Consider the following 13484-nt stretch of genomic DNA (forward strand, 5'->3'; position numbering starts at 1 on the left):
TCGGCTCTGGCTCTGGCGTCGGCTCTGGCTCTGGCTCTGGCTCTGGCGTCGATGAGCCGGTTGGCGAAACATTTACAATAGTATGATCAGGCGTCATTTTCCCATTCAATACGTCGGCGATCCAACCACGATAATCCGACACTTCAGTGTATGCAGAAGTAAAGCTTGCCGATGTAGAGCCGCACGATGATGGCCCAAAACTCGCTACACCAACTTGGATGTATTCACCGCCATCAAACCAATACAGTGGCCCACCAGAATCACCCGAACAAATAGAGTTCTTAAATCCGCTGTCCGCATCAATCTCTCCATCCATACACAACTGCTTATCGGTCATTCTCGATGTGCAAGATTTTTCATACTTATAGGTTAACGTGGTTTCCATAAGGTCATCGTCGAGCGCGCCACCAGCGCCAACGTACCCGAAACCGACCGCCATAAAATCATATGCATCTGAACGATAGAGTGAAGAATCACTGTTGCTTGCTAATGGTGAGAAATACTGTGATGACAAATCCAATGACTCTCTCAACTGGATAATTGCAATGTCATTTGGCCACGCTAATGACGAGCTATTTACATATTCAGGGTGGATGTAATACTTAGCCACCTTAACTTTTGGTATATACCCTTCCGAGTACTCGCTGCGTCTGCCCAATTGAACAGCGACTGCCGTATTACTACGAACTGAGCTATTGGCTTGAACGCAATGCGCTGCAGTTAATACATGCCAATTATCTAAAATAGTTGCGCCACAATAAAGTTGAAAAGATGAATCATTAATATTCGGGTCATAAGCGATCGCCGCCAATGAAGGGTAATCATTCACCGACGCAATTTGCCCATTAATAATTCTCGTAGAAATATTAGATCTTGATTTTACACTGCTTTCTAGATCAACGACGCTCGGGAAATGAACTAATTCTGAGCTTTCCCCTGCATTCACACCAGCACAAAAGCTAAACGCAAATAGGTGTGGAACATACTTGTACATGACTGTGTTTCCATTAATAGTAATAATTATTTTGTTACAACTTAAATTTTCAACACGCAGCGCTTCGTGTTAGTGACAGCGATACTAGCAACCAACAGCACGGGCTTGCAAACGTGAAAAGGTTGTTTTTCGGTCAGTGAATTGTCGGTTAAATGTCAGGGAATGTATCAATTTGTATCCGCCGGGACATCAACAAATTGGCTACATGACGCTACAAACAGTTTACTTTTATCGGAGGGCGTACCAAAAAAAATTAAGCAAAACAGGGGAATGCGAACGAGCTATTTTGTATTAAAAGTGTTCAAATTTTGCACGCTACTAGTACTAGATCGAATATTAACTAATGGACTGGGTTATTTTTTGAACCTGATATTTTGTGAAAATTCAAGTTTCAAAAATGAGAGATCGAGCAAGTTTATTTTTTCGACAAAAGATAGACGCGATGAATGCATAACTATAGTGCCATAATCGCGACTTTGTGATTTGGCACTATAGTTTATAAATTTAGTGGAGATTAATAATTATAAATTATTAGATGGAAGATGACTTATTTATGAAGTCGACTTATCACTGCTTTCAGCGTCAATCACAGAGTCGAACCATTCGTTACCATGGAGCGGCTCTAAGTCCGGTTCTTCTGCAAGACGCTCTCTAAACGAAGAGGAGTATTCCACAGCCTGTTGTAGATCGTAGATGGCTTGATTTTCAACACCGAGTTGAGCATACGCGCAAGCGCGTTGAAAGAAAGCGTGCGCATTCTTATCATCCACTTCCAATACCTTATTACAAATACTCATTGCCCAGTGGTATTCTCGCATCTCTATGGCGGCATCGGCCTTGTAGGTCAGCGCTTCTAAGTCACCAGGACGGATTTTAAGAAGCTCATCGTAGATGGCAATCTTCTGCTCTGGAGTCGGCGCATTTTGAGAGCGTAACCATAGCTTTTGCACTTCATTAATGATCTCAATTTCACGGTTGTTTTCGGTAATGATCCGAGTCTTTCTACGTAGCTCGCGCTCCAGAGACAAGAACTTTTTCTCATATTCCTGTGTCATTTGAGTTAATCGTTTATCTGCTAGCTCTTTAGTATTGACCTTAATATCCTTGATGGATTGCCAACCAATAACAGCAACAACTGACGCGACTGCGGCAATCAAATAGAAAAAGTAGTTGATAGTTACATTGGCGTAGTTGAGCGATTTATCTGCAACGGACAGCTCACGATCAGTGATCTCAACCACCATTCGACGCTCCAAATCTTGCTGTTCTGTCCGCAACGCCTTGAGTTCATCCAAAATGTAGCGCTCAAGCAAAGGCCTATCTAATAGAGGTTGTTGAGAGTGTATCGGCGAAGCTTGTGTCTGCTCTGGGGAGGCAATAACGGCTTCCTCGGCAAGGACGTTTGGCACCATGAATGTCCACGCTGCCAGTAGCAGCAGTAACGAGTGTATTGGTCGAGTCATACTATGAAATTCCGCAAAGGATTGAATTATTTGAACATATTGAGTGTATCAAGAAAATTATCGAACACCACTTTGAAGGTGCAAAAAAGCCCAGATTAATCTGGGCTTGTTGACGTTATTTTTGTTGGTTTACTAAGCGCGGCCCATAAACTTAGCTTCAACAGTATTAATCTTAATCTTGTCACCAGATGCTATATACTCTGGCACCTGAACGGTTAGACCCGTGCTTAATATCGCGGGTTTTGTACGGGCACTGGCTGATGCGCCTTTAATAGATGGATCGGTTTCTTCAATCACCAGCTCTACCGTTGCCGGCAGTTCTAAGGCTACTGGGCTATCGTCTACCAATACCACTTGTAGACCTTGGGTTTCTTCAGTCACAAATTGCAGCTCTTCTTCAATGGCGTCTTTATTGAAGTTGTATGGCGTGTAATCTTCATTATCCATGAACACGTATTCGTCTCCATCAACGTAAGAGAACATTGCATTGCGACGGCTTACGTCGGCCAGTGAAATAATCTCATCAGCTTTAAAGCTTTCGTCTGCTTTGGCGCCTGTCGCGACATCGTACATGCGCATACGATAAAGACTTGCACCTGCTCGTCCACTTGGAGTGAGCTTACTGATCTCTTTTACGAAGTAGACTTTACCGTTGTGCTCTATTGCGGCACTTTTTTTGATTTCACTTGCCTTTGGCATGGAATGTTCCTTTACAGGGGTAGATTACGTTATGGACAAAAATTATCACGCTAATTGGATAGATCAAGTGAAATCTCCCCTACATGATGCAATTGTCGGTTTTTCACCTCAACGGAGCCAATAGTGGCTAATTTTAACCCAAGGTAAACATCGCTGTTTACTTTCTGTAAGATTGCCTCTAAACTGCACTTGCAAGTTTACTTTTGTAAGGACACTGTGTGAAACGTATTGCTTTAGCTATTGGAGTGCTATTTATGACAAACACCCTGAACGCGACTGAGTCATCAATCAAAGTCGATGGCAAATTTCAAAATCAAGAAGTCAGCTACGACACTAAGCTCAGCCAATTGTGGGATATGACTAAAATGTACGCCAAAGCCAAGCGTAAAGAACCCGCACCGACAAAAGAAGTACCGTTTCTTAGCGTAAGCAAAGAACAGCTCGACAGTATCAACACAGACTCTGTAATTCGTCTTGGCCACTCGACAATGCTCATGAAAGTTGACGGTAAAACCATCATGGCTGATCCAGTGATGAGTGAGCGTGCATCACCTGTTCAATGGGCAGGACCAAAGCGCTTCCACCCTAATCCTATCGATATTGACGCATTACCAGTCATTGATGTGGTTATCATCAGTCACGACCACTACGACCACCTTGACCGTCCTGCGCTTAAGAAGTTAGACAGTAAAGTTACGCAATATATTGTTCCACTCGGTGTTGGTCAACGTATGATCAATTGGGGCGTCGACGCCGATAAAGTGACAGAGTTAGATTGGTGGCAAGAACACCAAGTCGACGGGATCAACTTTGCTGCAACGCCAACTCAGCACTTTTCTGGCCGAGGGTTGTTCGACAAAGACAGCACATTATGGGCTGGCTGGGTGATTCAAGGACAAAACAGTAACCTCTATTTTAGTGGTGATAGCGGCTATTTTGGTGGATTCAAAGCAGTAGGTGAAAAGTACGGACCTTTCGACATTACCATGATCGAAACCGGTGCCTATAACGACATGTGGAAAGAGATCCATATGCTTCCAGAAGAAAGCGTACAGGCTCATATCGACCTTAAAGGTAAAGCCATGATCCCTATTCACAATGGCACCTTCGATCTCGCATTACACGATTGGTACGAACCTTTTGAGCGCGCTCAATCGGCTGCAGTACAACATGATGTTCAATTGCTAACACCAAAATTTGGCGAGCAGGTCGAGATACACAGTCCTGGTATTTATACTGCATGGTGGCGTGAAGTAAGTGAAGCAGAAGAGTTAAAGCTTACCGCCGCTTCTGCTCAATAGTAAAAAGCAAAACCCCGCACATGGCGGGGCTTTGTTTATCCATATATTACTGATTATGCGTGCTGCTTGAGATCGACTTTGTCATCACGCACGGTAAGTATTTAGAAACATCCCAATCGCCGATTCAATTATGGACTTCTCTTCTTCTTCCAAAGGCGCTTTAGCGCGCAGCATAAGTTGAGGCCAATAACCAAACGCCTTGAGTAGTGCCGTAAACTGCTTACACGCTCGTGGGATGTCATCGATGTTCAATGCGCCCGCACTTACCGCTTCTGCCATCCAATCATTTAAGGTACTGTTACTTGCTGCAATGATATCCATAACATCACTCGACAGCTCTGATTGATGGAAGAACTCACCAAACAGCACTCGTGATAGATCAATGAATCGAGGCGCGCGCCACAACTCGAGTTCCATTTGAGCAATGTCAGTAAGTTGAACCGAAACACTCAACGCAGGATTGAAAGGGTAATGAGTGGCTGCCTTCCCCTGCTCCCACGTTTGTAGAGTGATTAGTTTAAAGAGTTCGTCCTTGCTTGAGAAATGATTGTACACGGTACGCTTAGACACGTTTGCTCTGCGTGCAATGGCGTCCATGTTGGCTTTTTGGAATCCTTTATCCAAAAACTCCTCAATGGATGCCTCGATAATAGCTTCACGCTTTAATTCGCTGACCGATTTCTTCTTAATTGTCATTTCTTTACTAAATTTAATTCAATGATTTCCATCTATTTTATACTTGTGAGTTTACTTTTCAATTCATATAAGTAAACTGCACAGTGTAGTTTACTTATGGAAAAGGATTTGTCATGAAAAAAGTCGCTATTGTTACGGGAACATCAACTGGTCTAGGGGCAAGCGTAGCCATCAAACTGGCTCAACAGGGTTACGTTACCTATGCCACGATGCGCAACCTTACAAAAAGCGCGGTGTTGGAAGAGTTGGCCAAAACAGCCAACGTTACCTTAAACATCACTCAACTTGATGTAGAAAGCAGCGAAAGCGTCAACAGCGCCATTGCGAGTATTATTGCGGATGAAGGTCAGGTCGATCTTTTGGTCAACAACGCAGGGGCAGGCTTTGTTAAAACCACAGAGCATGCGTCAGAAGAAGAGATCGAATGGGTAACCGATGTCAATTACCATGGCGTTGTACGCTGCACAAAAGCGGTACTTGGCGCCATGCGAGAGCGCCAAAGTGGTCATGTTATTAATGTCACGTCTGTGGGAGGCTTGGTTGGACAGCCATTTAATGAGCTCTACTGCGCGGCTAAATTTGCTGTCGAAGGCTATACCGAGTCATTAGCCTCGTACGTGACACCCTCTTTTGGAATCAAGTTTACTGCCGTTGAGCCAGGTGGTATTGCTTCAGAGTTTGCCAACAGTGTCCTCAAACAGCTCACATCAACTGGGGGCATGCCAGAAGACCAATACAAACCGATTTTGGAGAACTACATTGCAGGTGCCCAATCCCGAGCAGCGCAGCAAGGTGATGTATATCAAACCGCGGATCAAGTGGCCGATGTGATCATAGACTGTGCAAACATGGACTCTCCGCCAGTAAGAACCAGAACCTCAGCATGGGGTGAGGAATTTACCTCGTTGAAAACTCAAGCCGATCCAGACGGCAGCAAACTGCAAGCGAAGATCAGTTCGCAACTAATTTAAGCAGGCAATAACATTTTGCTCAAATCAAAAAAAACGGAAGCCATGCGGCTCCCGTTTTGTCATTTCTAACGCTTATAGTTGATCAAGTCGAATATGACTGTTCTTTAAATCGTCTTGCGTGATGCCAGTGCCATCGTTCAGTTGGTTGAACTGACGCAAAAGCGCCGCAATGGCATGAATAGACGACAATAAGTCACCGGTGTGCGCCGACTCTGACCCCGTGTGCATGTTGCGGATTGGGTAACCGATGCTAATAGCAGCACTGTCGACACCCGCGAGTGCTGCGGCCATGCCGTCGGTGCCCATATCGCGACCAGAAAAGTCGAGTTGGTACGGAATGTTTTGCTCGCGGCACACGTTCTCGATGCTTTTCACCAAAAACTCAGACGTTACCGAGCCGCGTCCAACGGTAAACCCTTCACCCATTTTCAATGGGTTCATGTTACGGCTGCCAATGCCCGGCGCCGCTTCATAATCGTGGTTAACGTCGGTAGCAATCAGCACGTCAGGTTTCAGCTCACCCACCAACTGCGTGGAGCCAAAGCGACCGATCTCTTCATGAGTTGCAACGGTGTACAACACGCGCACGTTGTCTAGCCCTTCTTTGGCGAGCATGCGGGCAATCTCAGTGACCGAGAAACAGCCTAAGCCGTTATCTAAGTACGCACCATAGAATGTGTCTGGTGATACGCCGCGTTTGATAGGGCGATCCAAAAGAATAGGATCGCCAACACGGATCCCCATCGCTTCCACTTGCGCTTTACGATCGTCACCGTGAGTGTGCAATTCTAAATAGATAGATTCAGGTTTAATGCCTTGCTCACCCGAGCGCTGCGCCGGAGTTGAGAAATGAATTGCACCCAACGCTTCAACGGTACAATGGTTGATCACTTTATATTTTGTGGCGTCGTCTGGATGTTGGCAAAAGACTTGGACTTCGTGTCCGATAAGCGTCGTCGGTAAAAATGAGTCGGTGTTGATCCACACCTTACCGTCACTGTCGATTTTGCGCACTTGCATGCGAATTTTATCGGCATGACCAACAATCATTACGCTAACAAGGTCATCACGGCCTGGGTGTGAGTCAAATACTAACCCTGCGTTTCCTTTAAATTGATGAATGCCCCACTCTTTTGGCATAAAGGATTCGAATTCTGGCTTGATGACGCCGTAAGTCATCGCAGCTTCAAATCCAATTGGGGAAGGTGCGGCTAAGACTTTTTTCATAAACTCAAATTGATCGCTCGGCATTTCTGTTTGCCAAACGGGTTTATTTTCCATGTCATTTGTAGAAGTCATGTTTTGCTCTTTCTCTTTGTGTACAACTGCCTCACACGTCAATAATCCACAAAATGCAGCGTTGCTGGATCATCGGCGGCAAGAGAAGCCGATACGCTATCGCTAGTTGCTATTAACTGCAAGTGCAATTGCCCCTTAGAGCAGCGATTTAGTTAGAATCCGGATAAGTCATTTTGTTTTAATAACTCATTTAATAAGAGAAGAAATACCATCAATCACTTTAGTTATATCAATACGATAGGCATAAAAAAGCCCTCCGAATGGAGGGCTACGTGCTAGTGTATGTTAGCCACGGTAATACCGCTGCGGCACAAACGGCATTTTACTTACTGTCATGGCTAGCATCTTACCGCGAACTTCCGCAAATACTTCGGTTTCAAGGGCTGCAAATTCAGCTTTTACATACCCCATAGAAACAGGCTTGCCCGCATTAGGCCCAGCGGTGCCACTGGTCACAACGCCAATTTCGTTGTTGTCAGCATCAAACAGTTTTGCCCCTTCGCGCACTGGCGCTTTTGTTTGCCCAATCAATCCGACGCGCTTTTTAGAAATGGCTTTGGTGGCAATTTGCTCGAGGATAATGTCAGCACCTGGGAAGCCACCTGGGCGCGCGCCATCTTGACGGCGTACTTTGCTAATGCCCCAAAGCAAACTTGACTCAACCGGTGTCGTCTCTGTATCCAGATCGTGCCCGTACAGACACAATCCACATTCTAAACGCAGCGAATCACGCGCGCCAAGACCAATCCACTCGACTTCATCTTCCGCCGTTAATACGTTGGCTAGCTCAAGTGCCTTGTCTTGTGGAACCGAAATTTCATAGCCGTCTTCGCCCGTATAGCCAGAGCGACTTACAATACAGTCCACACCCATTAGTGACACAGTGTCGACTTGCATAAACACCATATCGGCTACTTGAGGTGCAAGGCGCGATAGCACACTAGACGCTTTTGGCCCTTGTAGCGCAAGCAGCGCACGGTCGGTAATAACGTCTAGTGTGACATCTTCAGGCAGGTTTGCTTGAAGGTGTGCTATGTCTTGCTCTTTACACGCGGCGTTGACGACCACAAACAAATGATCACCCAAATTGGCAACCATCAAATCGTCCATGATCCCGCCTTGTTCGTTCGTGAAAAAGGCATAACGCTGCTGGCCTGCTGGTAAATCGATGATATCGACGGGTACAAGTGCCTCTAGTGCTGCAGCTGCGTTGGACCCTTTTAGTCGTAGCTGACCCATGTGCGATACATCAAACAGACCCGCATTGTCACGAGTGTGTAGATGCTCTTTCTTAACACCCAAACCATATTGCACTGGCATGTCGTAGCCAGCAAATGGCACCATTTTGGCGCCTGCGTCTACATGCGCTTGATATAATGGGGTCTTAAGTAATGTATCCGTCATCTGTTTTTCTCCTAGCGCGGCTTGGCCGCTCTTTTTTATTGTTTGGTTCATGAAGCTCCGCAAGTTTGCATGGGCAAAACCACGACATGCAAACGTTTGCGGACACTATAGGAAACTTTTGTTTTTTACTTTCTTTGGGTAATTGCTATTTCGCTGTCACCCAAAGTATCTGTGCATCTTCTGCACTAGTGGAAACCAGCATGTGCCCCATATTGGCATCGTAGTAGACACTGTCGCCCTCGCGCATCGCGAGCGGTTCGTAAAACTCGCTATAGAAAAGCACTTCACCGTCGAGGATTAAAAGAAACTCTTCACCGTCATGTCTAACCCAGTCTTGGTACTCATCAAACGCCCTTGCATGGATACGACTTTTAAACGGCATCATGCGTTTGTTGGACAGTTGAGTGGCCAAAAGTTCGTGCTCATAAGTGGGGGTTGGATGGGGTTTCCCCTCGCCCTTTAGGGTAATATCTCTGCGACCAGACGCCTGCTTTTTTACTGGCGGTTCAAAGAGTTGCGGCATATTTATACTTAAGCCAGTGGCCAACTTCTGCATAGCTTGAAAGGTCGGTGATATTTGCTCGTTTTCTATTTTACTCAACGTTGACCGAGCAAGACCTGTGCGCTGGCTTGCTTCTTCCAAAGTAATGCCCAATTGGGTGCGGATCTCTTTGATTCGAACCCCAAGTTTTAGCGGTTCTATCGAGGTGTCGTCCGACGCCTTTTCGAGCGTCATCGATGGATACTCATCAAAAATAGATTCAGACATTCATCCCTCTCGCCTGCGATACTTTGACTAAATAAGAAGCAGAATCTTGCCACAGCTTGACTATAAAAGGAAAGCACGAGGTTTATTTTAGTGGAAAATTGCGCCTTAAGTTGGCAAATATATTTCCTATAGGAAATTTTGCTTGAGAAAACGTTTGCTTCGGGCTATTTTACGCTCAATATAAATGAAAACTGTTCTGTTTTTCTGGAGACACACAATGGACATGACTCTTAAATTTACCGAAAGCCACGAGTGGGTTCGCGACAACGGTGATGGCACGGTAACAATTGGTATTTCTGATCACGCACAAGGCCTATTGGGCGACGTAGTATTTGTTGACCTACCGGACGTTGAAGACGAAGTAGAAGCTGGCGAAAGCTTTTCTCTTGTAGAATCGGTAAAAGCCGCCTCTGACATCTACGCACCAGTAACGGGTGAGATTGTCGAAATCAATGAAGAACTAGAAGACAGTCCAGAACTGATCAACGAAGAGCCGTACGAAACAGGCTGGATCGCTAAAGTGAAGCTAAGCGATGCCAGTGAGCTCGACGGACTCAAATCTGCTGAAGATTACCTAAACAGCATCGAAGACGAGTAATCGAAACGATTGAATAAAAGCAGCTTCGGCTGCTTTTTTCACTTTATATACCGCGTTTACCCACGACAAAGTTACGGGTATTCACGCACCGCTTTCCTCAACAAGGACGTATGAAAACACAAGCCCGCAGAGGCGTTTTTCTACTCAGTTGCTCAACAAGATAACGATTATGTCAAAATTACTTTCGCAATTAGGCACCGCCAACGAATTCGTGGCTCGCCACAACGGCCCAAATCAAGCTGATCAAAAAAGCATGCTTGATGTAATTAATGCAGACAGCCTGGATGCGTTAATTGACCAAACTGTTCCAGCTCAAATTCGACTCGAATCGCCAATGTCATTGGACAAGCCAATGAGCGAGTCTGACATGCTGGTCGCATTACGTAAGATTGCTGACAAAAATCAGGTCAAGCGTACCTTTATTGGTCAAGGCTACTACAACACCTTCACACCAAACGTTATCTTGCGTAACGTGTTTGAAAATCCAGGTTGGTATACCGCGTACACGCCTTACCAACCTGAGATCTCTCAAGGCCGTTTAGAGGCATTACTTAATTTCCAACAGATGGTCATGGACCTAACAGGAATGGAAATTGCCAACGCCTCTCTTCTAGATGAAGCGACCGCAGCGGCAGAAGCGATGACCCTTTGTAAGCGTGCCGGTAAAAGCAAAAGTAATGTATTTTTTGTTGCAGACGATGTTCACCCTCAAACACTAGAAGTAGTTAAGACTCGCGCCGAGTTTATAGGCTTTGAAGTGCTTGTTGCCCCAATGGAGTCACTGGCGAAACAAGATGTATTTGGCGCGCTATTACAATACCCAAGCACCACCGGTGATGTGCGCGATCTCACCGAGATTATTGCCGCAGCGCAAGCCAACAAAACACTGGTGACGGTAGCCACAGACCTACTCGCTTGTGCTCTACTTAAGCCAGCAGGTGAAATGGGCGCAGACGTAGTGATTGGTTCAGCGCAGCGTTTTGGCGTGCCTATGGGCTTTGGTGGCCCACACGCGGCGTTTATGGCCACTCGTGAGAAACACAAACGCACCATGCCAGGCCGCGTGATTGGTGTGTCGATTGACACCAACGGCAACCAAGCCTTACGTATGGCGATGCAAACGCGCGAGCAGCACATCCGCCGTGAAAAAGCGACGTCGAACATCTGTACCGCCCAAGCACTACTGGCCAATATGGCCGCGTTTTATGCGGTGTATCATGGCAGCGAAGGCCTTAAAACCATTGCGCGTCGTACTCACCACATGACCGCTATTCTTGCAGCAGGGCTGGCGAAAAAAGGCTTTGAACTTGCACACAACAGCTTCTTTGACACCATCACCGTAAACACAGGTTCAGAGACAGACACCTTGTATGAAAAAGCACTGCGCCTTGATGTGAACCTGCGTAAGTTTGATGAGCAACTAGGTGTGTCTTTTGATGAGACCACCACAGAAGCCGACATTCATATTCTGTTTGAAGTGTTTGATATTCATAACAAAGTCACCGAACTTTCGGATGCGATTTCGGCTAACGAATTTGCCGCTATTCCTGAAGCGTGTCGCCGTGACAGCGCGTTCCTAACGCACCCTGTATTCAACACGCACCACAGCGAAACGCAAATGATGCGTTACCTTAAGCAGCTAGAGAACAAAGATTTCTCGCTCACCCACGGCATGATCCCACTGGGCAGCTGCACCATGAAGTTGAACGCAGCCGCCGAAATGATCCCTGTTTCTTGGCCAGAGTTTGGTGCGATCCACCCGTTCGCTCCAGCGAAGCAAACCCAAGGTTATCAAATTCTCGCCGACGATCTTAAGAAAAAGCTGTGCGAAATTACTGGTTACGACGACTTTTCACTGCAGCCTAACTCTGGCGCATCGGGTGAATATGCAGGTCTTATTGCCATTCAACGCTATCACCAAAGCCGCGGAGAAGGACATCGTAACGTATGTTTGATCCCAAGTTCGGCGCACGGCACAAACCCTGCGACAGCATCAATGGTTTCAATGAAAGTGGTGGTGGTGAAATGTGATAACGATGGCAACATCGACATGGGCGATCTAAACACCAAAATTGAAAAGCACGCTGATAACCTTTCAAGCATCATGATCACCTACCCATCTACTCACGGTGTGTATGAAGAGCAAGTGAAAGAAGTGTGTGAGCTTGTGCATGCCGCTGGCGGTCAAGTATACCTAGATGGCGCTAACATGAACGCTCAGGTGGGCTTAACAAACCCTGGCATCATTGGCTCAGACGTGTCGCACCTTAACTTGCACAAAACCTTCTGTATCCCGCACGGCGGCGGCGGCCCTGGCATGGGACCAATCGGTGTAAAATCACACCTTGCCCCGTTCCTACCAGGACACATTGAAAATGGCGCTCAAGGTGAAGATTACGCCGTTGCCGCAGCCGACCTAGGCAGCGCATCTATCTTGCCAATCTCTTGGGCTTACATCGCCATGATGGGCGAGCGCGGCCTAACAGACGCCACCAAAGTGGCCATCCTAAACGCTAACTACCTCATGGAGCGTTTGCGCCCACACTACCCGGTACTTTACCGCGGCAGCAACGGACGCGTAGCCCACGAATGCATCATCGACATTCGCCCATTGAAAGAAGAAACCGGCATTAGCGAAGAAGACATCGCCAAGCGTCTAATGGATTACGGCTTCCACGCTCCAACAATGTCGTTCCCTGTGGCCGGCACGCTAATGGTAGAACCTACTGAATCGGAAGATTTGGAAGAGCTAGACCGTTTCTGCGAAGCGATGATCGCTATTCGACAAGAGATGGACAAAGTTAAACAAGGCGAATGGCCACTAGACAACAACCCACTGGTTAATGCACCGCACACTCAAGTCGACTTAGCAAAAAATGACTGGGAGCGTCCTTACTCGCGTGATCTTGCTTGTTTCCCAAGCAAAGCGACTAAGATTTCGAAGTATTGGCCTACGGTGAATCGAGTGGATAATGTTTATGGGGATCGGAATTTGATTTGTTCGTGTCCTAGTATTGGGGATTATGAGTAACGAAGATGCTGTGTGCCAGAGTATTTAAATTTTAGACAAAGTATTTAAAAAGTAGACAAACTGCCCTTTTTGGACGAGATCTGAACTTGGTGGATTTAAAAAATAGACAAACTTCGGTTTGTCTATTTTTTTAGGTACTCAACTGGTATCGAGTTGTCGATTTTATAGCGCTTGAGTCTACTTTTTGTCTAAATTTCTTGCCTAACGCAAGGAGATAGCACAAAACATTTTAAGTGGTTCAAGTTACATTTAACCTCAA

The 13484-nt window shown here is 46.2% G+C and carries 11 protein-coding genes; 4 read left to right on the top strand and 7 right to left on the bottom strand.

All coding sequences use genetic code 11. From position 1 onward, the window contains the following. The 3 genes from ST37_RS16490 to yeiP form a co-directional block, all read right to left on the bottom strand. The coding region (locus tag ST37_RS16490; protein WP_084888429.1) for a serine protease at window positions 1–994 on the bottom strand (994 nt) is incomplete at its 3' end. 551 nt (window positions 995–1545) lie between these two features. After that, the gene (locus ST37_RS16495; protein ID WP_143698233.1) at window positions 1546–2457 is read right to left on the bottom strand and encodes a hypothetical protein; all 912 of its coding nucleotides are present in this window, start codon (window positions 2455–2457) and stop codon (window positions 1546–1548) included. A gap of 132 nt (window positions 2458–2589) precedes the next feature. Then, window positions 2590–3156: an elongation factor P-like protein YeiP gene (gene yeiP / locus ST37_RS16500; RefSeq protein WP_084888433.1), complete on the bottom strand. Its 567-nt coding sequence runs from the start codon at window positions 3154–3156 to the stop codon at window positions 2590–2592. A gap of 254 nt (window positions 3157–3410) precedes the next feature. Here yeiP and ST37_RS16505 point away from each other — a divergent pair, with 254 nt between their 5' ends. Beyond that, window positions 3411–4457 carry an MBL fold metallo-hydrolase gene (locus ST37_RS16505; protein ID WP_084888739.1) on the top strand — a complete coding sequence of 349 codons (1047 nt, stop codon included), beginning with the start codon at window positions 3411–3413 and terminating at the stop codon, window positions 4455–4457. 84 nt (window positions 4458–4541) lie between these two features. Here the strand turns inward: ST37_RS16505 and ST37_RS16510 are convergent, their stop codons facing one another. Further along, on the bottom strand, window positions 4542–5153 hold the full coding sequence (locus ST37_RS16510; protein WP_084888435.1) for a TetR/AcrR family transcriptional regulator: 612 nt from the start codon (window positions 5151–5153) through the stop codon (window positions 4542–4544). A gap of 113 nt (window positions 5154–5266) precedes the next feature. On the opposite strand from ST37_RS16510, the gene ST37_RS16515 reads away from it, so the two are divergent. Next, window positions 5267–6124 carry an SDR family oxidoreductase gene (locus ST37_RS16515; RefSeq protein WP_084888437.1) on the top strand — a complete coding sequence of 286 codons (858 nt, stop codon included), beginning with the start codon at window positions 5267–5269 and terminating at the stop codon, window positions 6122–6124. A gap of 72 nt (window positions 6125–6196) precedes the next feature. Here ST37_RS16515 and ST37_RS16520 read toward each other — a convergent pair whose 3' ends face one another. From ST37_RS16520 to ST37_RS16530, 3 genes are all read right to left on the bottom strand, one after another. Beyond that, complete coding sequence (locus ST37_RS16520) at window positions 6197–7423, bottom strand: M20/M25/M40 family metallo-hydrolase (RefSeq protein WP_084888439.1); 1227 nt, start codon at window positions 7421–7423, stop codon at window positions 6197–6199. A 285-nt stretch (window positions 7424–7708) separates the two neighbouring features. Beyond that, window positions 7709–8827 (bottom strand): glycine cleavage system aminomethyltransferase GcvT, encoded by a 1119-nt coding sequence (gene gcvT, locus ST37_RS16525; RefSeq protein ID WP_084888741.1) that lies wholly within the window; start codon window positions 8825–8827, stop codon window positions 7709–7711. 145 nt (window positions 8828–8972) lie between these two features. Continuing rightward, window positions 8973–9596, bottom strand: a complete 624-nt coding sequence (locus tag ST37_RS16530) for an XRE family transcriptional regulator (protein WP_084888440.1) — start codon at window positions 9594–9596, stop codon at window positions 8973–8975. 217 nt (window positions 9597–9813) lie between these two features. Between ST37_RS16530 and gcvH the strand changes: the two genes are divergently transcribed. Then, window positions 9814–10194: a glycine cleavage system protein GcvH gene (gene gcvH, locus ST37_RS16535; protein WP_084888442.1), complete on the top strand. Its 381-nt coding sequence runs from the start codon at window positions 9814–9816 to the stop codon at window positions 10192–10194. Window positions 10195–10363: 169 nt separating this feature from the next. After that, a complete protein-coding gene (gene gcvP / locus ST37_RS16540; RefSeq protein ID WP_084888444.1) occupies window positions 10364–13225 on the top strand; it encodes an aminomethyl-transferring glycine dehydrogenase in 2862 nt (953 codons plus the stop codon). Window positions 13226–13484: the final 259 nt, after the last annotated feature.

The organism is Vibrio sp. qd031 (assembly GCF_002100145.1).
Taxonomy (GTDB): domain Bacteria; phylum Pseudomonadota; class Gammaproteobacteria; order Enterobacterales; family Vibrionaceae; genus Vibrio.